Origin of the sequence: Pseudomonas sp. KK4 (assembly GCF_001984065.1) — a bacterium.
Taxonomy (GTDB): domain Bacteria; phylum Pseudomonadota; class Gammaproteobacteria; order Pseudomonadales; family Pseudomonadaceae; genus Aquipseudomonas.
The window spans coordinates 1-20,691 of the sequence record NZ_LYVP01000093.1; the positions used below are offsets into that span (position 1 = coordinate 1).

11 protein-coding genes are annotated in these 20,691 nt (G+C 59.9%); 6 read left to right on the forward strand and 5 right to left on the reverse strand.

The window, feature by feature from the left end:
- Positions 1 to 259 precede the first annotated feature (259 nt).
- Together B0W55_RS22830 and B0W55_RS22835 are read left to right on the forward strand one after the other, a co-directional pair.
- Positions 260 to 1,762: an ATPase domain-containing protein gene (locus B0W55_RS22830; RefSeq protein WP_077048175.1), complete on the forward strand. Its 1,503-nt coding sequence runs from the start codon at positions 260 to 262 to the stop codon at positions 1,760 to 1,762.
- Positions 1,759 to 3,429: a response regulator gene (locus B0W55_RS22835; protein WP_077048176.1), complete on the forward strand. Its 1,671-nt coding sequence runs from the start codon at positions 1,759 to 1,761 to the stop codon at positions 3,427 to 3,429. The genes B0W55_RS22830 and B0W55_RS22835 overlap by 4 nt, the downstream gene beginning before the upstream one ends.
- Before the next feature lie 152 nt (positions 3,430 to 3,581).
- Here the strand turns inward: B0W55_RS22835 and B0W55_RS22840 are convergent, their stop codons facing one another.
- From B0W55_RS22840 to B0W55_RS22860, 5 genes are all read right to left on the reverse strand, one after another.
- Complete coding sequence (locus tag B0W55_RS22840) at positions 3,582 to 3,959, reverse strand: response regulator (RefSeq protein WP_077048177.1); 378 nt, start codon at positions 3,957 to 3,959, stop codon at positions 3,582 to 3,584.
- A gap of 77 nt (positions 3,960 to 4,036) precedes the next feature.
- Positions 4,037 to 5,218 carry a hybrid sensor histidine kinase/response regulator gene (locus tag B0W55_RS22845; RefSeq protein WP_077048178.1) on the reverse strand — a complete coding sequence of 394 codons (1,182 nt, stop codon included), beginning with the start codon at positions 5,216 to 5,218 and terminating at the stop codon, positions 4,037 to 4,039.
- The gene (locus tag B0W55_RS22850; RefSeq protein ID WP_077048179.1) at positions 5,212 to 5,805 is read right to left on the reverse strand and encodes a chemotaxis protein CheB; all 594 of its coding nucleotides are present in this window, start codon (positions 5,803 to 5,805) and stop codon (positions 5,212 to 5,214) included. Before B0W55_RS22850 ends, B0W55_RS22845 begins: the two co-directional genes overlap by 7 nt.
- The gene (locus tag B0W55_RS22855; protein WP_077048180.1) at positions 5,802 to 6,635 is read right to left on the reverse strand and encodes a protein-glutamate O-methyltransferase CheR; all 834 of its coding nucleotides are present in this window, start codon (positions 6,633 to 6,635) and stop codon (positions 5,802 to 5,804) included. Before B0W55_RS22855 ends, B0W55_RS22850 begins: the two co-directional genes overlap by 4 nt.
- Positions 6,635 to 10,129 (reverse strand): response regulator, encoded by a 3,495-nt coding sequence (locus tag B0W55_RS22860; protein ID WP_077048181.1) that lies wholly within the window; start codon positions 10,127 to 10,129, stop codon positions 6,635 to 6,637. The genes B0W55_RS22855 and B0W55_RS22860 overlap by 1 nt, the downstream gene beginning before the upstream one ends.
- Before the next feature lie 250 nt (positions 10,130 to 10,379).
- Between B0W55_RS22860 and B0W55_RS22865 the strand changes: the two genes are divergently transcribed.
- The 4 genes from B0W55_RS22865 (at position 10,380) to B0W55_RS22880 (ending at position 20,628) form a co-directional block, all read left to right on the forward strand.
- The gene (locus B0W55_RS22865; protein WP_077048182.1) at positions 10,380 to 10,739 is read left to right on the forward strand and encodes a response regulator; all 360 of its coding nucleotides are present in this window, start codon (positions 10,380 to 10,382) and stop codon (positions 10,737 to 10,739) included.
- A 157-nt stretch (positions 10,740 to 10,896) separates the two neighbouring features.
- On the forward strand, positions 10,897 to 18,096 hold the full coding sequence (locus B0W55_RS22870; RefSeq protein WP_139340963.1) for a hypothetical protein: 7,200 nt from the start codon (positions 10,897 to 10,899) through the stop codon (positions 18,094 to 18,096).
- Positions 18,097 to 18,249: 153 nt separating this feature from the next.
- Positions 18,250 to 19,542: a glycosyltransferase gene (locus B0W55_RS22875; RefSeq protein WP_077048184.1), complete on the forward strand. Its 1,293-nt coding sequence runs from the start codon at positions 18,250 to 18,252 to the stop codon at positions 19,540 to 19,542.
- A gap of 180 nt (positions 19,543 to 19,722) precedes the next feature.
- A complete protein-coding gene (locus B0W55_RS22880) occupies positions 19,723 to 20,628 on the forward strand; it encodes an AraC family transcriptional regulator (protein ID WP_077048185.1) in 906 nt (301 codons plus the stop codon).
- Positions 20,629 to 20,691 lie beyond the last annotated feature (63 nt).

Here is a 20,691-nt window from a genome sequence, read left to right on the forward strand (position 1 = left end):
GTGGATCAGCCAATACAGCCTTGACTGATCCACCGCCTTCGCGAGCAAGCCCGCTCCCACAGAGGATTGAGGCATCTGCAAAATTCAGTGTGGCTCAGGCCAGCGCCCACCAGGTGACCCACAAAAACACACCCAGACACAAAAGGTTGAACGCTCGTCGCGACCAATGGTCAAGAGAAACAGGCAGCTCGTTCCAGATTCGAATTCGAGCATCCAGGAACCTGCTGCCTCGCTTCCCCTAGTCATGAGAGGGCATTTTTTGTCTACATCCAACGAGTTCATCAGCGATAAAGCCGCCACCGGGATTGAGGGTCTGGATGACATCCTCGATGGCGGACTGTCCCGTGGTCATGTGTTCCTGCTCGAAGGCGAGCCGGGCACCGGTAAAACCACGGTTGCCCTGCACTTTCTACTGGCCGGCGCCCGTGCCGGCGAACGCTCGTTGTACATCACCCTGTCCGAAACCGAGCGAGAGCTGCGCCAGGGGGCGCGGTCCCACGGCTGGGAACTGGACGATAACGTTCATATCTTCGAACTGACGCCGCCGGAAAGCCTGCTCAACGCCGAGCACCAGCAGACGCTGCTGTACTCTTCGGACCTTGAACTGGGCGAGGCCACCAAACAGATTTTCGAAGTGGTGGAACGGTTCAAACCGACCCGCGTGGTGCTCGACAGCCTGTCCGAGATCAGGCTGCTGGCGCAGAGTTCGCTGCGCTATCGCCGGCAGATCCTGGCGATCAAGCACTACTTCGTGCGCTACGACGCCACCGTCCTGCTGCTGGACGACCTCACTACCGAATCCCTGGACAAGACTGTACACAGCGTCGCCCACGGGGTGATTCGCCTTGAGGAACTGACGCCCAACTACGGCGCCGAACGCCGGCGGATCCGGGTGGTGAAGTACCGCGGCCAGAAATACCGTGGCGGTTTCCACGACTTCACCATCATGAACGATGGCGTGCACGTGTTCCCGCGGCTGGTGGCTGCCGAACACCGCGGCGTTTACCTGCGTCAGCAACTGACCAGCGGAATCAGGGAGATGGACGCCCTGCTCGGCGGCGGCATCGAAACCGGCTCCAGCACACTGATCCTGGGTCCGGCCGGTACCGGCAAATCCCTGATATCGATGCTATTTGCCGCCGCCGCCGTCGGTCGTGGTGAAAAAGCCGCCCTGTTCATTTTCGACGAAGAACTGGGCTTGCTGTTCGAACGTATGAAGCATCTGGGCATTGACCTGCAGGCGCTGCAGGACACCGGCAACCTGATGATCGAACAAGTGGATGCCGCCGAACTGTCCCCCGGCGAGTTTTCCCACCGGGTGCGCCGCTGCGTGGATCAGCGCGGAATCAAGACCGTAGTGATCGACAGCATCAACGGCTACCAGGCGGCGATGCCTGAAGAAAATGCCCTGGTGCTGCACATGCACGAGTTGCTGCTGTATCTCAATCGCAAAGGCGCAGCGACCTTCATGACGGTGGCCCAGCATGGGCTGGTAGGCGACATGCAGGCGCCGGTGGATATTACGTATCTGGCCGACACCGTGATTTTGCTGCGGTACTTCGAAGCCCTGGGCAAGGTGCGCCGGGCCATCTCAATTATCAAGAAACGGACCGGCAATCATGAAGCGACCATCCGCGAATACCGCATCAGTGGCCAGGGCATGACCATCGGCGAACCGTTGGAAGCGTTCCAGGGCGTGCTGCGCGGCGTGCCGACCTATCACGGCGCAAGCATGCCGCTGCTCGGGGAAGAGAGCCCGTGACCTTGCACAAGGCCACGTCCGAGCGCGCGATCATCCTCGCGCCGCTGGGGCGAGACAGCCAGATTGCGCTGATGCTGCTCAACGAAGCGGGTTTCGACGGCATCATCAGCCAGGACCTGCTGGCCCTCTGCGCAGAACTCGAGCAGGGCGCGGGCTTGCTGATCATGTCGTCCGAAGCGTTGCTGGGACGCGACCTCGAGCCACTGCTAAGGCTCATCGAGCAGCAGCCGGCGTGGTCGGACCTGCCCATCGTGCTACTGACTCACCATGGCGGCCCGGAGCAAAACCCGGCATCACGCTTCGGCCCGCAGTTGGGCAATGTCACCTTCCTTGAGCGGCCCTTTCATCCTGTCACCCTGATCAGCCTTGTCACCACCGCCCTGCGCGGACGCCGACGACAGTACGAAGCCAGGGATCGGCTGATCGACCTGAGTCAAAGCGAATTGCGCCTGCAAAACACCTTGGAAACCCTCGAACAGCAAGTCGAAGAGCGCACGGCACAACTTCGTCACAACGAAGAGGTGTTGCGCCAGTCGCAGAAAATGGAAGCGGTCGGCCAGCTCACCGGCGGCATCGCCCACGACTTCAACAACATGTTGACCGGCATCATCGGCAGCCTCGAGTTGCTGCGCCGACGCCTGGCCCGAGGACGCCTGGACGATCTGGACAGCCTGATCGACCTGGGCGTGACCTCAGCCAATCGCGCCGCAGGCCTGACTCACCGCTTGCTGGCGTTCTCTCGCCGCCAGTCGCTGGATTCCAAACCGGTGGAAATGAACAAGCTGGTGGTGTCCATGGGCGAACTGCTGCAACGCAGCATCGACGAAAGGATTCGCCTGGAGATGCAGTTGAGCGAGCCGTTGTGGGTCGCTGAAGCGGACCCCAATCAACTGGAAAGCGCCCTGCTCAACCTGGTGATCAATGCCCGGGATGCCATGCCCGATGGCGGCAAGTTGGTGGTTAAAACCTCGAACCAGTATCTGGATGCTGAATTCACCCATCTGTACAGCAACCTCGAGCCGGGGGATTACGTGGTGCTCAGCGTGACGGACAATGGCTGTGGCATGCCGCAAACCACGATCAATCGCGCGTTCGACCCGTTCTTCACCACCAAGCCGATCGGTCAGGGCACCGGCCTTGGGTTGTCCATGATCTACGGTTTCACCAAGCAATCAGGCGGTCATGTCGTCATTGACAGCGAAGTGGGCGCCGGCACCACGGTGAGCCTGTACCTGCCGCGCTTCGGCGGCGACCTGCCCCAGGCGCAACCGGTGGAAAATGTCCATCCGCTGTTTGCGCAGCATGGCGAAACGGTATTGATCGTCGAGGACGATCCTGCCGTGCGAGTGTTGGTCAGTGCGGTGTTGAGTGAGTTGGGTTATGCCTTCGTCGAGGCTGGCGACGCCGACAGCGCCATGCCGATTCTCGATTCGGAGCAACGGATCGACCTGATGATCAGCGACGTCGGCCTGCCTGGCATGAACGGCCGGCAACTGGCGGAAATCGGCCGCCAGCACCGCCCCGACCTCAAGGTACTGTTCATCACCGGCTACGCTGAACACGCGGCCGTGCGCGGCGGTTTCCTGGATTCTGGCATGCAGATGATCACCAAGCCCTTCACCTTCGACCTGCTGACGGCGAAGGTGCGGGAGATGATCAAAACCTGAAGCCCGATAGGCTTAACGGTGGGAGCGAGCCCGCTCGCGATGGTTGCCAGCGACAACGCTGGCTTGCTGATTGAATGCGGTGAACTTGAGGCCATCGCGCGCAAGCTCGCTCCCACAGGGGCATGCAACCCCCTGCGGGAGCGGTGTACGCCCTAGGACAGCAAATCCTGCATGATGTCCTGCAACACATCCAGGTCGAAGGGCTTTTCCAGGATCGGCGCCTTGAGGGTGATCGGGCTGCCGGTTTCACGGATTTCACGGGCATAACCGCTGATGAAAATCACCTTCAAGTCCGGTCGCAGCTTTACCGCGGGCTCGGCGATCTGCACACCGGAGATGCCGCCAGGCAAGCGATAATCGGTAATCAACATATCCAGATGGGGTTTGGTGGCGAGGATCTCGAAAGCCTGTTCGCCGTTTTCTGCCTGCAGCACACGATACCCCTGCCCCGACAGATAGTCGGTCAGCACCATCAGGATCACCGGCTCGTCCTCGACGACGAGTACTACATCTTGTGCATCTTCACTCATGGGAAGCCTTTGTTCGGTCAATAGCTGCTGATACGACCGTGGGGTCGACCAGAGGTTGCGTTTTTCTGGCTGTTTTCCTACAGCGGCAGACAAACGCGAAACAGGGCGCCTTCGCCAATCCGGCTTTCGACGGTGATGGTGCCGCCATGGGCGGTTACGATCTGTTCGGAAATGAACAACCCCAGGCCCAGCCCCGCGACAGCGTACTTGGCCGTGACCCGCTCGAATTGCTGGAAAATCCGTTGCTGGTTCTCTTCGCTGATGCCGATCCCGAAATCTCGCACTTCAACCCGCGCTTCATTGTTTTCACTGTACACCTTCACCTGGATCGGACTCTTGGCACCGTAGCGCAAGGCGTTGGTCAGCAGGTTGGAAATCACCTGCTCAATGCGGAATTCGTCCCAATTGCCGATCACCGGTTGCTCGGCCTCCAGGGTCACGGACGCTTCGGCGACCTCGATCTGCTGGGCGAAATTCTGCAGGAGCGCACGCACCAGCACCGTCAGGTCAAAGCAGGTTGGCCGGATCGACAGCTTGCCGGTGCGAATGCGCGACACATCGAGCATGTCTTCGATCAAGCGGATCAGGCTTTTGATCTGCCGCTCGTCGCGGTCGACCATGGCCTGCATCTTGTCGAGGGTGAATGCCGCGGCGTTATCCCGGGCCAGGTGCATCTTGCGCAGTTGGGTTTCGAGGATCAGGCCGTTGAGCGGCGTGCGCACCTCATGGGCGACGATGGACATGAAGTCATCGCGCATGCGCACCGCCTGCTCCAGTTCCGACTGGGTGCTTTGCAGTTGTGCCAGCAACGCCTCCTGCTCGCGGCGGGCCTGCTCCAGGGCTTCGACCTGTTGCTTCATGGCCTTGCTCTGGCGGTACAACTCGACGAACACATTGACCTTGCTCTTGACCGCATGGATATCCAGCGGTTTGTACAGAAAGTCCACGGCACCGCTTTCGTAGCCCTTGAACGCATAGTTCAGCTCGCGACCCGCGGCACTGACGAACACGATGGGGATGTTCTTGGTCTTTTCCGTGCCACGCATCAGCTCGGCCAGTTCGAAGCCGTTCATGCCGGGCATCTGCACGTCGAGAATGGCCATGGCAAATTCGTGTTGCAGCAGCAGCGACAAGGCCTCGTCGGCCGATTGCGCCTTGAACACCGCGCGGTCTTCGCGCTTGATCAGCGCTTCGAGTGCCAACAGATTCTCCGGCAGATCGTCGACGATCAGCAGTTTGGCCTGGATATTACTTAACATGCGATTCGTTCCAGCTCGACAAGCAGACGGCCGATGCCGCGGATAGGGAGAATGTGGTCAGGCTGGTGAATGTCCAGCGCGGCCTGGGGCATGGTCGCAACCTGGGCTTCGTCGGGGTCCTGAACAATGGTCAGGCCGCCCTGGCGCTTGACCTCGGCCAGGCCGTGGGCGCCATCACGGTTGGCGCCGGTCAGCAATACGGCGGCCAACCTCGGGCCGTAGGCATCGGCGGCGGACTCGAACAGAAAGTCGATGGCCGGCCGCGAATAATGAACGCGGTCCTCCAGGCTCAGGGAAAAGCTGCGATCGAGTTCCACCGACAGGTGATAGCCCGGTGTGGCGAAGTACAGGGTGCCGGGCTCGATCGCCATCTTGTCAGCGGCCTCCAGCACCGGCAGCGCCACGCGCCGGGCGAACACTTCGGCCAACTGGCTGCGACGCTCGTTCGGCAGGTGCAGGACCACGATGATCGGCAGCGCAAAGCCTTTGCGCAGGGGCCCCAGAATACCCAGCAGCGCCTCTACGCCACCGGCCGAAGCGCCGATCACGACGGCGTCTATAGAAGGCAAACCCGTTGTGTCGCTCATGATTTGCGGTAGATCCGTTCCTGTTTGACCAACGGCTCGAACTGGTTGCCATAGGCCGAAAAATCCGGGGTTTCCTTGCTGCCCAGCACCAGAAAACCGCGGTGGCAGAGGGATTCATGAAACAGACCGAAGGCACGATCCTGAAGATTTTTATTGAAGTAAATCAATACATTACGACATGAAATTAATTGAGTTTCGGAGAATACGCTGTCAGTGGCCAGGCTGTGGTCGGCAAAGGTCACGTTCTCACACAGCGACTTGTCGAAAATCGCATAACCGTAGGCCGCCGTGTAGTAATCGGCGAACGAGCGCTGGCCACCGGCCTGCTGATAGTTAGCCGTGTAGGCGCGTACGTTCTCCATCGAGAAAATGCCCTGCTTGGCCTTTTCCAGCGAACGCGGATTGATGTCGGTGGCGTAGATGATGGTACGGTCGAGCAGCCCTTCTTCGCGCAAGAGAATGGCCATCGAATACACCTCTTCACCGGTGCTGCACCCGGCAATCCAGATCTTGATCGAGGGATAGGTCTTGAGCAGCGGCACCACTTCCTTGCGGATCGCCAGGAAGTGCGACGGGTCGCGGAACATCTCGCTGACCGGAATCGTCAGCAGCTGCAGCAATTGCATGAACGCGGTCGGGTCGTGCAGAACCTTCTCCTGCAGCGCCGAAATGGTGTTGCACTCAAACTGGTTCAGCGCGTGGGCGACCCGGCGCTTGATCGAAGCGCCGGAGTAATCGCGAAAATCGTAGCTGTATTTGAGGTAGATCGCCTCGATCAGCAACCGCAGTTCGATTTCGCTGTTGCGCCCGGCGGGATGATTGCTCTGCACTAGATACGTTCCATTTTCGGTAACCACACACGAATCAGCGAGAACAGGCGATCCAGGTCGATGGGCTTGGCCAGGTAGTCATTGGCGCCGGCCTGCAGGCAGCGCTCCTGATCGTCCTTCATGGCCTTGGCCGTCACCGCAATGATGGGCAGCTTGCGCCAGCGCGGGTCCTTGCGGATCTCGATGGTGGCTTCGAAACCATCCATCTCCGGCATCATCACGTCCATCAACACCAGATCGATGTCCTCGACTTCATTCAATCGATCAATCGCCTCTCGGCCGTTACGGCCGATCACCACGACTGCGCCCTTGTGTTCCAGCGCGCTGGTCAGGGCGAAGATGTTGCGCACATCGTCGTCCACCAGCAGCACCTTGCGCCCCTCGAACACCTTGTCGCGGCTGCGGGCGGTCTTGAGCATCTTCTGTCGTTCATGGGACAGCCGCGATTCGACTTTGTGCAAAAAGAGTGTCACTTCATCGAGCAGACGCTCGGGCGAGCGTGCACCCTTGATGATGATCGAGCGCGAATACTTGCGCAGTTCCGCCTCTTCGTCGCGGGTCAGGTTGCGCCCTGTGTAGACGATGACCGGCGGGAACGAGCAGATTTCCTCCATGGACATGCGCTTGAGCAGGTCATTGCCGAGCATGTCCGGCAGCTTGAGGTCGATGATCATGCAATCGAACACCGTGGTGCGCAGCAGGTCCAGGGCCTCCTGAGCCAGGCCGACAGCGGTGATCTCGATATCGTCGTCGCCGATCAGTCGCGAAATGCTGTCGCGCTGCAAATCATCGTCCTCGACCAGCAGCACGTGTTTGACCTTCTGGGTCAACTTGGCTTCCAGGCGCACGAACACGTCCTTGAGCTCTTCGCGGGTGGTCGGTTTGACTGCGTAACCGATGGCCCCCATGTGCATCGCCGCTTCAACCCGATCCTCGACGGAAATCACATGCACGGGAATGTGCCGGGTTTGCGGGTGTTCCTTCAGGCGCTGCAACACCGTCAACCCGGAATGGTCCGGCAGGCGCATGTCCAGCAGGATCGCATCGGGAATGAACTGCATGGCCAGGTCGTAACCTTCATCGGCGCCGTGGGCCACCAGGCAGTGATAACCCAGTTCATGGGCCAGGTCGTAGAGGATGTGGGCGAAATTCGGTTCGTCCTCCACCACCAGAATGCAGCGGGTAGTGAACGGCGCCTTGGCCCGATCGTCGTTAAAGCGCGGGATGTCGACTTCGGCGATCAATGGCTTGAGCGGCGGCGCGGCCATGGTCGGTGCCGGCACCGGCTCCGGCAATGTCCGCATCGGCTCGACGGCGACGCCATCTTGCTCGACATACTCCTGCGGCATGACCAGGGTGAACACACTGCCCTGCCCCGGTGTGCTGCTGACACTGATGGACCCGCCGAGCAATGCCGCCAGATCACGGGAAATCGACAGGCCAAGACCGGTGCCGCCGTAACGGCGATTGGTGGTGCCATCGGCCTGGCGGAAGGCTTCGAAAATGCTTTGCTGCTGGTCCTGGGCGATGCCGATCCCGGAATCGCGGACGATGAACGCAATGCCCTGGTTCGGCGCGCCGGCCACGCTCAGGCTGACGCTGCCTTGTTCGGTGAATTTCACGGCGTTGGACAGCAGGTTCTTGAGCACCTGCTCCAGGCGCTGGCGATCGGTGAATATCATCGCCGGCGCGCCGTCCTGCAGTTCAACATGGAACTGCAGGCGCTTGTCCGTAGCCAGCGGCAGGAACATGCCGCGCAACCCGTCTACCAGGCGAGCCACAGCGGTCGTCTCCGGACGGATTTCCAGCTTGCCGGCCTCGACCTTGGAAATATCGAGAATGTCGTTGATCAGGTTGAGCAGGTCGTTACCGGCCGAGTAGATCGACTCGGCGAACTTGACCTGTTCGGCGCTGAGGTTGTCCTGGGGGTTTTCAGCCAACAACTTGGCCAGGATCAGCGAACTGTTGAGCGGCGTGCGCAGCTCGTGGGACATGTTGGCCAGGAACTCGGACTTGTACTTGCTCGAGCGCTGCAACTCCTCGGCGCGCTCTTCGAGCTGGGCCTGGGCCTGGTTGAGCTCGGTGTTCTTCAGGTCCATGGCGTCGCGTTGCTCGGCCAGGATCACGGCCTGTTCGGCCAGTTGCTCGTTGGTCTGTTCCAGCTCCACCTGCTGAGTCTCCAGGTGGGCCTGGGACTCCTTGAGAATCCGCGACTGCTCCTCGAGTTCTTCGTTGGCGGTCTTCAGTTCTTCCTGCTGCACCTGCAGCTCTTCATTGAGTTGCTGGGTTTCGGCCAGGACTTCCTGCAGGCGCTGGCGATAGCGCGCGGCTTCGATGGAGGTGCCGATGTTGCCGGCAATCAGTTCCAGCAATTCGATATCGCGCTCTTCCAGTGGGCGCAGGAAGCCCAGTTCGATGACACCGTTGACCCGATCATCGTCGCTGGTCGGCACCACCAGTACGCTGCGCGGCAAGCCTTCGCCAAGACCGGAGCTGACTTTGAAATAGTCGTTGGGCACGTTGTCCAGACGAATCAGCCGGGCCTGGGTCGCGGCCTGACCAACGATGCCTTCGTCGCTGTAGATCTGTTGGTCGATGGCTTCCTGCTCGCGGGATAACCCGTAGGACGCCACGCGGCGCAGGCCACCGTGTTCTTCACGCACATAAATGGCCGCCACGGCGATGCCCAGGTACTGAGCGCAGAACTGCAGGATGTTGCGCCCCAGCAGATTCAGCGACAGTTGCCCCAGAACCTGCTCGGCCAGTTCGGTCTGACCATTGCGCAGCCAGCCCTGGCGCTCCAGGCGCTCGGCGCTGGCCTGTTGCTTGGCCAGATTGGCGCCGTACTGCTCGGAGAGATTGACCAGGTCACGACGGCCGATATAGGCCAGCAAGCCACTGATGACGGCGATGAACAACAGGTAGAGGGCGATGCTCCAGACCGTGGTCCGGCGCACCTCTTCGTTGCGCGTAGTGCGCAACTGCTGCTCCATGGCGATCACTTCATCGAATTGCTTGCGCACTTCATCGGTCAGGCGCTTGCCCTTGCCGTTGCGCACCGCGCCGCGGTAGTCACCGCTGGAGCGCTGCAGATCGATCATGCTCTGCGCATAGTCGGCCCACTCCTGTTGCAGCGACTGCAAGCGGTGCAGCCGATCGGTCTGCGCCGGGTTGTCGGCGGTCAATTCGAGCAGGGTGTTGAGCACCACTTCGACGCGCGGCTTGGCGGTTTCATAGGGTTCGAGAAACTTCTCGTCACCACTGAGCAGAAAACCGCGCATGCCGGTTTCCAGGTCGACGGTCAGCTTGACCGCCTCATTGGCGTTATTGATCACCCGGTCCGTGTGCTCGACCCACTGGATCGTCGACAACAGGTACGTGATCAGTGAGACGAAAAAAACCGCGCTGATGACGCCGACGCCCAGCGGCAGGCTGATATTGCGGCTCAGGAGTTTACGGAATCGTTGCTCATCAACCGAGGACGCGGTGGTCATATTCAAGCCTTGTTGAACAAGTGAAAAATACGGAGTTTGCCCCAAAACAGGCGTATCGATCCAATTTTCTCACGCTTTTTCGCGCAAAGTCCTACATTCAGGCGCGCTCTTGCCTACGTGAGCGGTTATTCTTTCCACTATTCTTTTATAGCGCGTCGGGAACTTGTCGTGATTCGCCACTTACTCATGGAGTAGATCCGGCGAATTCGATCGACCGGCGACTGCCCACCCATTTCCGAGAAAGCCCACTATGTCTGCCAACGCCTCCACCATCCTGGTCGTCGAAGACGATGCCATCGTGCGCATGCTGATTGTCGATGTGCTCGATGAACTGGAGTTCAACGTGCTGGAAGCCGATGGCAGCGAACAGGCCCTGGCCATCCTCAAGGACGTCAACCGGCCCATCGACCTGATGATGACCGACGTCGGCCTGCCGATCATGGACGGCCGGGAACTGGCCAACGAAGCCCGCACCCTGCGCCCGACCCTGCCGATCCTGTTTGCCAGCGGTTATGCCGAGAGCATCGATGTGCCCGAGGGCATGTACCTGATCGGCAAGCCGTTCTCCATTGACCAGTTACGCGACAAGGTTAAAAGCATCATCGGCTGAGCAGCCGTGCCCTGGCGGCAAGGGCTCAATTCTGGTTGCCTTTCAATATTTCCATCAGGTTTGGCACCCCCCGGGTGCCTATCGTTGTGAGCTGATACCTGCCTGAGCGAGACAAGCGTTCAGGCTTTTTTTCAGCCTGCCTTGCGATAAGACTTCAATGCTTCCTGCAGCCAATATCACCGCAACCGCCTCCGCGCCTATACCGACTGCCATCCGTGGCGAACCCTCCACTCCTTTGTCGCGCGAGTTCCGCGTCGGCAATTCCATCAGCGGTACGGCATGGTCCCCGCTTCCCGGCCCACCAAAAAACGCCTCGCCGGACGCGGGACAACCCCTTGCGCCCCCGGTTTACAACGGCCTCCTCTCGCCCCTCGATGTACCGGACAGTTTGAAAGAGGCGACAATCCATGACCAAACGTCTCTGGAACGGCACTGGGAATCTGTGCTGAATCGTCTGCAAACCGGTACCGTCACCGAAGAAGAGGTTCTGCAAATACTCCAAAGCGGTTTTTTGCAGACCGAGACCGGATCGCAGCTGGCGTCGAGACTGCGCGACACGATCCTGCGCTCGGTGAAACCCGTGCAAGGCCTATCACGGACACGCCTGCGCGAGTTCGTCGACATCATCTGTCATCAGCCCCCGGCGCGATGGGCAGACGCATTCGGCGAGAACGTCAACTTCCCTCGAGGCCGCAATGGCGAGGGTGTGCACGGCTTCATCCAGACCCAGCTGACGCTTTCTCGCCTGCATCGCGGGCAGCAAATCGCCGCTGGCGAGTTGCTTGACAATGACACATGGAACCAACTTCGCGACCTCACCCGCTTCGCACTCAAGTTCACCCGTCGCTCATCCGATTCCCCCTTCAACCGACACGTGCGTCAACTTGAAGACCATTTGCATGTCAGGCCATCGCCCAAGCACGCTCAAACCTTGGTGGGCTTGCTGGTCAACGCCATCGATAATCCCGATCTCCATGAACGCAAGCGCTGGACCGAGCGTTTCGCCGACGCCGCCCGGCAGCTGGATGCGCAGCTGAAAAACATCGAGATCGTCGATAACCGACCAGAGCGCAGTTGGCTGGAGGAGATCGTCAACCCCGGAAAACTGCAGGCCAGGCTATCGACGATAGCCACGCCGATGAACGCAGTGCTCGACGGGCTGGGTTCAATCTCTGTGCAAAGCATCAAAGACACCGCCAGCGCAGCGATTGAAAACGCAGCGATGCACTTCATCTTCGGCACCAAACCGGCACCAGCCCCGGAACCGGAACCCGAGCGGCCGGCCGAAAGCCCGGCTACCGAGTCGGCACTGGTACAGACACTGCTGGAAATCGAACGCAAATCCAGTTTTTACCGTGACGTCATCACCACCGGGCCGAGCTTCGAAGGAGGCGTGGCGAATAAAATGGCCTACGTCGCCAATCTGTTGAGCGCAATTGACGTGCCTGGCATCGTCGACCGCTTACGGCAGCGTCCCCCCACTGATCGCCTGGAGTCCGGGGAGACCGAGGCACCGGCTCAGCCTGTCCATGCCAATTCAGGTCCCGTCCCGACGGCAGTGGCGCACCCGAGCTCTCTTGAAGGGCTCTACCAACAGATCAACGACGCATTGATTGCAATCGACCAGGCCTTCAGCTTTCCAGAGGCGTCTGCCATCGAGATCGAGATGAGGGTGTTGGATCTGGCGGGCCATCTGGAAAGCCTGGCTAGCGTGGATGACCACGAAAAGGATGTGCTGCTGTCGCGCGCTGTTTACGGCTCGACCGTTGAGGACGCTCAAACGGTGTCCTGGTGGGAGACGATCGGACCCGCCCTGCACGACCTGCTGGTGCGGCTGTCGGCGGGCCTGACCCTCGCCGGCAGCCGTGTTGCAGGCCTGTCCAGTGCCGGGGTCGAGGTGCTCAAGGATAATCCCGGCAAAACCGTGGGGGCGGCACTGGCAGCCACAACCCTAAGCGCCCTCTGGGCCCTTTACCATCGTTATGCCGAGAAACACCCCGACCTGGCTCCCGATGGCCCCGTCTCAAACCAGTCGATGGCCGTCACAGAACCCGCTGTGCCGCACGACGAACCCGGGGCAGACGCTATCGAGACCCTTCTGCGCGAGCCCGTCGCTGAAGGCGCACCCGCGCTGGAAGACACCATCCTGCAACTGATGTACGAATCCAGTGCCCATGACTTGCTCGATGACGCGCAACTGATCGATGAGGTTGCACTGTTGCTGCAACAACACAGTGCCCATGATCCTGGAAAAACCTTTGCCGAGTTGATCCTTGAGTTAAAACCCCACGCGCCTGCCGCGGCGGGGTCGAATGTCCATCATATTCGCAAGCGCGACATCGCGGCGGTGGATAAAAACTCCCCGTTATCGAGCAACCACGCGCGTGAGATCGAGGGAGAGCCGGACGGAGCAACGGCTGAATCTCACGACGCTGAGCGTCTGGCAGGCTACCTCGAAACCCTGTCAGCGCTTCAGACCCCTGCTGATGCTGCCCATCAGGACATCGACGACGACTCTTCAGAAACATCAGACGATCCCGCCGTACAGGTGATCCGCTTGCTGCGCCACCGACGCTCCGCCACCTGGTCGGATGATTCGCGAGCCGATGGCGATTCCAAGCTGCTCAGCCACTACACACGGGCATTACTGGCGTATGCCGACGCCAGCGAGCCCTACGATTCAAAGGCAATCACCCTGCCGGTGCACTCAAGCTTCGGCCGCTGCTGGCTGAACCTGGTCAATGCGTTCAAAAACCCGTTCTTCAACGACTGGGCCGTACAGGCAAAAATCGATCTATCGACGCTGCACGTGAACACCGCGGACAGCACGCTGACCGGCGTGGCAGGCGGCGTCAAAACCACCTTCACGCTGCGCGACGGCAGCGGTTGGGCCAACGTTGCCGGGCCGATACTGCGGTCGGCAAAAGTCGTCGATCCAACCCACCTGGGTGTGGCTTACCCCAGCGGCTCATCGATTCCGTTGAAGCTGGTCAGCGGATTTTATGGAGAAAGCGCTTCGCCCGACCGCGCCCAGGCCAGGCAACGGGCCCGGGAATTGAGCGCAAGCCAGCGCTTTCCCGAGATTGCCCCTGACGACCCGCTAAGGCCCGCACAACTGCGATCACACGCCCAGGTCGAAAAACAACGGCAACTGCTGGGCGACCTTTACGCCCATCACTTTCTCAAGACCCAGCTTGCCGATCTGGTCAAAGACAAGCCAGACAGTGCGCCTGTCAATCTCATTGCCTGCAAGGTCGCGGCACACCGCGACTCGCTGTTCGCCGCCGCGTATGCGCACGAAGCCAAACGCATGGTCAGTGCACAGCGGTTCATCAACGCCATGGGATGGACGGTTCCGAAAACCGCGGGCCAGGTGCGCAACCTGATCGATGTCTTGACCTTCGCCTTACCCGAAAATACGCCCAGGGGTAACTACCGGGGCGCCTTGGGCTACCCGCGCCCCTTGAGCTCCGCTCAGGTCGCGACCATTGGCAAAACCGTGCAGCAGTTCAAGCATTCGGCTGCCAGCGGACTGCTCGACACCCTGCTGCAACATCAGACGGTAGTCAGCCCGGCGCAAGGACTCAATAGCGCCCTGAACAGTGATAAAGCCAGGCAACTGGGTCAGGCCCTGGAAGCGAATCTGGGCGCCATACCCAGCCAGGACAGCGCGTCCGAGTGGGTCATGGCAGCATTGCTGCTCGACCTTGATGCCACCCCGGGGGTGCCGCGCAACGACGTCGCCGGATACAGCCTCACGCAAATCGCCAACCTGGGCGTGAAACCTGCGACCGTCATCGAACGACTGCAGGCTCACCTCATTGCCGGTGACAAAGTCACTGCCAATACCGCCTCCGTCGCCGCCTATCATCTGCTGTCCGGCAAGGCCCCAGAGTTCCTGGTTCGCGACCTGCCGCCAAACCTGGTGTGCGGCAGCCATACGTGGACAAGCTTGAGGATCGCCGTTGCACGCCTTGAACAGCTGGACCCGGGCATCTCGGCCCGGATGACCTTCGAGCAGGTCATGGCATACGGCAACACCGCACCGGTTTCCGTCGGCCAGGACATCGCTGCGCAATCGGCTTCGGTCAATCCGCTGATCGACTGGGCGCTTGCCAACGGCATCCTGGTGCCCAATGCCAGTGACAGCTACACCCCTGCTCAACTGGACATCGCCCGTGAAAAATTCAACGGCATCCGCGTGGAGATGGCACAGGCGCGGGAGTTTCTGGCGGCGGACGTACCGACAAGGGAGGGGCTGGCACTGGCGGAGCTGGAGCGGGTGTTCGGCAAAGGGCTCCCCTTTGATGACCTGTGCCTTCGGCAAACAAACATTCCTCACAGCGTGCGGGCTACCAGGTACTCGCTGCTGGATCTCTACGTGACCGGGCAGTTGGAACCGGGCAAGTGGAGCTCCTACAACGAACAGCTTGCCATCCAGGCACTGGAAGGCAAGTTCAGCCAGTTGAAGCCGGCTGCGGCACTGTTCAAGGAGACCTTTACGGCGTACTTCGACAACGTGCGCAGTGGCTCGGGTTCTGTATTCAAGTACCTCATTTCGCAGCTGCCGCTGGAAGATCGACAAAGCCTTGAATATGGCCGTCAGACCTTCTATTCCGTGCGCAGCGAGATTGACGAAGACCGACATTTCCAGACCCGTGAACAAATAGAAGCGCACAAGGGGCGACACGGCATCTTGATACGCTCGGAACTGCAAAACAGCCACACGGGTAAACAAGACGTCACTTACTACGAAGTGTTCCCCGGCTCGGTTGAGATTCGAAAAAACAGTGAGCTGCCTGAAACCTTGCACCTGAACGGCAAACTCAAGACTTTCCGCAGCATGAAGGACCCCAGCGGCTATATCGAAAAGCAATGTGCCACACCCCAACCCATCGATTGGGCAGCCTACGAACAAGGTACGGCACCGCGCAGCGGCATGACCTCCAACGTCATCATTGAAGAAATCAAGCCAACTCATCAGGAGGCCGTGTTCTACCCTCCCGATTACGACTTCAGCAAAGTGCCAAACGCCTTTTCAGCCAACGCCCGAATCAACCATTTGGCGGCCGTTGTCGTCGATGAGCATTTCGTGGTGGGGCGCGAACAACTCGAAGCCCATGCCAGGGGCTCTACGAACTCCGAGAATGAAAACGACCTCAAGCGCCGGATAAAAGACTTTTTCGTGAGTCTTGTGCCCTTCAAATCCTGCATCGAAAACCTTATCCAGGGCGACACGCCCGGCGCGGCGCTGGACTGCACGCTGGACGCAGCAGGCTTCGTCATACCCGGCGGCCGTGCCATCGGCGCAGCCACCAAAGTGGCACAAACCGCAGGCGCCTTTGTGCCCAGGGCCCTGAAGATGGGCTGGATCATGGGCAGCACCGTCGTCTCGTCCGCCAACCCGCTGGACGGTGTCGGCGATCTGTTCAGGTTCGGCAAAAACGTGGTGTGCAGCCTGGGCAGTCAAGCCTACCGAGCCGCCGGCATGGGGCTGGAGCAGATCAGGAGTATTTATGTTGGCGGCAAAGGCGTGCCCCCTGCCGAGCTGTTGAAACGGGCCGACATTGCCCAGGGCCTGGCCGGTACGGGTGTGCCGGGCCAGACCGGGCCCGTCACCGCCCTGTTCAAGGAGGGTAAATGGTTCGCCTTCGATGCCGGCACCAACCGGCCGTATGGATCGCCACTGGAACACTTCCTGCCGGACAGCTCGATTGCCCTGGAACGGATCAGCCTTGACGACGGTTCAAGCCCGCTGATCAACACCCGGGTTTTCGAATCGCAACCCCATGTCATCCCGCGCAGCACAGGCACCGACATCGTTGATGGCGATAAGGTGTATCGCTTCGATCCTGAACATCCGGAAGCGCTCAGCGACATCAATTGCGCGGCCCATTTCAAGGGCCTGGACGGATACGAAGCGATCTGCCGCTCCGGGAAGAGCAAGCGCAATCTCAACAACTGCTTCTCAAAAGTGCTGGATAGTTATTTAACGACGGTCGAAGAGAAACGCGTTCAAGCCATTGAACACAAACGTCTCTATCCCACCTCCGGCGAACAAGGCGTTGCTCCCCGGGTTGTTCATGAACGACGCATCTACAAGTGCGGCCATGATTTTCGCGACTGCAAACCCGACGAATTGACCGTCGCCCTGCAATTCAAGACCACGACTCCCGGCAGTGTCATTGCGAACGAGCATTTCGGTTTTGCAGGCAAGATCAAGGACGAAAATCTGAATGACGCCACCTGTGTGGTCAGAATCGGCAGCATTGTCGAAGGAATCGAGGATGCCCGTGAGGTCAGAGCCTTCAAGGTAGACATACCTGGGAAAATCTGGGGTACCCACACTTATCTGGTTGCGGAGGCAGACACCGGGCTTTTCTACTATTGCAAGTACGACGCCACGCAGAGCCGGGTGGACTTCAAACGGCTTGATTATGCCGACGGAGGTCTGGGCGAAAACCTCATCAACCAATATCACAAGGTCAAGGACCCCTATCTCATCGCTGGCGGCGGGTCAGTCAATAACGAGTTTGTACTGCTGCCACCGCTCAATTCCCTCTACAAAAGCCTCGAAGCCAATGGCTGGAAGACTGATGACATAGAACATTTCAAGCAACTGTCGGCACAGATGACCGAATCGCAGAAACGCGATCTCATGGTGATGGCCATGAACAAACATGGCGATCTCGACATCGAAGTCGTCATACCGGCCATCAAGATTGAACCCATCTCAAAACCGCCCCTGTTCAATTCGCGTTCTGCTTCTGAACAGAACCGAATCCTGGCGGAACAATCCTTGATACAGGTACAAGCACAGATAAAAGCGACGGGTCTCGGACCGGCTAACCAGAGAATCGTGAATGATCCTGTTGACCTCCAGCGTCAGGCCATGACCCTGCCGGTCGTTATGTGGCAATACGCAAGAGTCGATGGGAATATTCGGGAAATCTTTGGTTTAGTGCACAAGACCGGTGCTGGAAATTGCGATCTCATGAACGCCGTGGCATTGCAAGTCCTGCATGAAAGCGGCGGAACCGGCTCTCGATGGATGTTTCCTGGCCATACGTTTGTCGTAGCAGGCGTGCCGCAAAAAGGGCCTGTGGCCTCAACCATTGATTTCAGCGAGCCTGCGTTCAAGGACGCCTGGATTCTCGACGCCTGGACCGGTTCCACCTATCCGGCGAAGGACTTCGCCAAAAGGTTCGCAGGCACCATGACGTCCTGGAAAGAACAACACATGCAGATCTTCGCCACCGACTGGAACGCGTCACCGCCCGTGCAGCGCTGGATGGACCCAACCGATTCGGCCTGGCTCGACAAAGCCATCAAAGCACCGAAGACGCCTTCCTATTAACGCAGTGCTGTTCACCTGAACGGGAGCATCCGCATCTGTGGCGAGAAGAATCATCCCCTCGCCACAGACGGATGACTTGCGCTCAGAAACCAGCCGAGCTGTGTTTAAATCGCACCTCGATGCTGACCCCTCCCGCTCCAAGGAACGCCCCTGATGACTCACCCCCGCGCAACCAACGTCCTGGTCATTGGTTACGTCTGGCCCGAGCCCCGCTCTTCGGCGGCTGGCGGGCACATGATGCAAATCCTCGAATCGTTCCTCGCCCGCGGCTGGACCGTCACCTTCAGCAGCCCCGCGCGGTCCGGTGAACACCGCGCCGACCTCGGCGCCCTGGGCATCCGCGAAGTACCGATCGAATTGAACAACAGCAGCTTCGACGCGTTTATCAGCGAACTGGCGCCGGATGTGGTGCTGTTCGATCGCTTCATGATGGAAGAGCAGTTCGGCTGGCGCGTTGAAAAACACTGCCCCAATGCCCTGCGCGTGCTCGAGACATCGGACCTGCAAAGCCTGCGCGATGCCCGGCACCAGCGGCTCAAGCAGCGTTTGAAAGACAGTGACGATGCCAATGACTTCAGCGGCCTGTTCGCCCCGGCCTTGCGCGAGGAGTTCGAGTTCATGGCCGACACCGACCTGGCCCAAAGGGAGATCGCCGCGATGTATCGCTGCGATTTGAACCTGATGATCAGCGAGGTGGAAATCGAGTTGCTGGTCGAGCAGTTCAAGATGCCCCGCGGGCTGCTGCACGGGTGCCCGCTGATGGTCGATCTGCCGACTGCGCCGCCGGTGCCGTTCGAAGATCGCGCGCATTTCCTGCACATCGGCAACTTCCGCCATGCGCCGAACTGGGACGCGGTGCTCTGGCTGAAAACCGCCATCTGGCCGCTGATCCGCGAACGACTGCCCGGCGCGCAATTGCACATCTATGGCGCCTACACGCCGCCCAAGGCCACCGCCCTGCACAACGCCGCCCAGGGTTTTCATGTGATGAACTGGGCCGAAGACGCGCTGCAAGTCATGTCCGCAGCCCGGGTGTGCATGGCGCCGTTGCGGTTTGGCGCCGGGGTCAAGGGCAAGATCGTCGATGCGATGCTCTGTGGCACCCCCAACGTCACCACGCCCATCGGCGCCGAAGCCATGCACGGCGACGAGCCCTGGCCCGGCGCCATCACCCGCACCGCCCGGGAATTCGCCGAACATGCAGTGCTGCTGCATCAGGACAAGCCGCGCTGGCTGCAGGCCCAGGCCGACGGGCTGCAATTGCTGGCCAAGCGTTACCAGCAGGCCATTCATGGCCCGGCGCTGGTCGAACGGATCGAACATTGCCTGGAGCACCTGCCTGCAATCCGCCGCGACAACTTCACCGGCAGCATGCTGCGCCATCACCAGCACAAGAGCACCCAGTACATGGCGCAGTGGATCGAGGCCAAAAACCGCGTTGTTTAACAAAAACCGTGGGAGGGGGCTTGCTCGCGAAAGCGGTGGATCAACCAACAGATTGCTCGGCTGATCCACCGCTTTCGCGAGCAAGCCCGCTCCCACAGGTATCGGGTTGGCCTACTGGCTGGCGTTAGGGGCCCTGAAAGAGGCATGATCACGCGGCGATAACAACAAAAGCACCCAGCCATGAACCGCACCGCCCGCGTCACCGACCCTTCCTATGAGCTGATGGACGACCACAACGGGTTGTCGATCATCTATCGCCAGCACGGCTTCCCCTGCCCGCTGGTGCGCTGGCACTTTCACAAGGAATACGAGCTGCACCTGATCGTCGCCAGTTCCGGCAAGGTGTTCATCGGCGACTACATCGGTAACTTCTACCCCGAAACCCTGTTCCTCACCGGCCCCAACCTGCCTCACAACTGGATCAGCCAGGTGGCCGAGGATGAAGTGGTGGCCAAGCGCGACATGCTGGTCAACTTCACCGATGAGCTGTTCGACAGCGGTTATCAGGTGTTCGCCGAACTCAAGACCCTGGCGCCGCTGCTGGAGCGCGCGCAGTACGGCATCGAATTTCGTTGCAAGCACACTATCCGCAAAGCCATGGATCTGATGCAGCGCATCGCCGACAGCAATGGCGTGACGCGCCTGGGCCACTTTTTCATCCTGCTGGAACTGCTCGCCGCCTGTGACGATTACCAGTTGCTGTCCGGCGCGACCACCTCGCAACTGGCGGACGAGCACAACATCGACCGCACCAACCGCGCGGTGGATTACATTTTCGCCCACTACGCCCGGGACCTGACGCTGGAAGAAGTGGCCGAGCACCTGGGTATGAAGCCGACTTACTTCAGTCGGGTGTTCAAGCAGGCTACGGGGCGCAATTTCATCGAGTTCGTCAATCGCTTGCGCATCAGCAAATCCTGCGAGTTGCTGGCCGATGGCGACAAACCCGTGACCGACGTGTGTTTCGAGTCGGGCTTCAACAACATTTCCAATTTCAACCGCCGCTTCCAGGCGCTCAAAGGCATGACCCCGTCGCATTATCGGCGTTTGGTCGTGCAGCGCTTGACCGAACAAAACCTGGGCTGACCACGAACACCTGTGGGAGCGGGCTTGCTCGCGAAGGCGTTGTGTCAGTTTGCCCATCAGTCG

Bases quoted from the DNA above. Each gene is read 5' to 3' on its own strand.
- B0W55_RS22860 (WP_077048181.1), bottom strand. From the start codon at position 10,129: ATGACCACCGCGTCCTCGGTTGATGAGCAACGATTCCGTAAACTCCTG.
- B0W55_RS22850 (WP_077048179.1), bottom strand. From the start codon at position 5,805: ATGAGCGACACAACGGGTTTGCCTTCTATAGACGCCGTCGTGATCGGC.
- B0W55_RS22865 (WP_077048182.1), top strand. From the start codon at position 10,380: ATGTCTGCCAACGCCTCCACCATCCTGGTCGTCGAAGACGATGCCATC.
- B0W55_RS22875 (WP_077048184.1), top strand. From the start codon at position 18,250: ATGACTCACCCCCGCGCAACCAACGTCCTGGTCATTGGTTACGTCTGG.
- B0W55_RS22880 (WP_077048185.1), top strand. From the start codon at position 19,723: ATGAACCGCACCGCCCGCGTCACCGACCCTTCCTATGAGCTGATGGAC.
- B0W55_RS22840 (WP_077048177.1), bottom strand. From the start codon at position 3,959: ATGAGTGAAGATGCACAAGATGTAGTACTCGTCGTCGAGGACGAGCCG.
- B0W55_RS22870 (WP_139340963.1), top strand. From the start codon at position 10,897: ATGCTTCCTGCAGCCAATATCACCGCAACCGCCTCCGCGCCTATACCG.
- B0W55_RS22845 (WP_077048178.1), bottom strand. From the start codon at position 5,218: ATGTTAAGTAATATCCAGGCCAAACTGCTGATCGTCGACGATCTGCCG.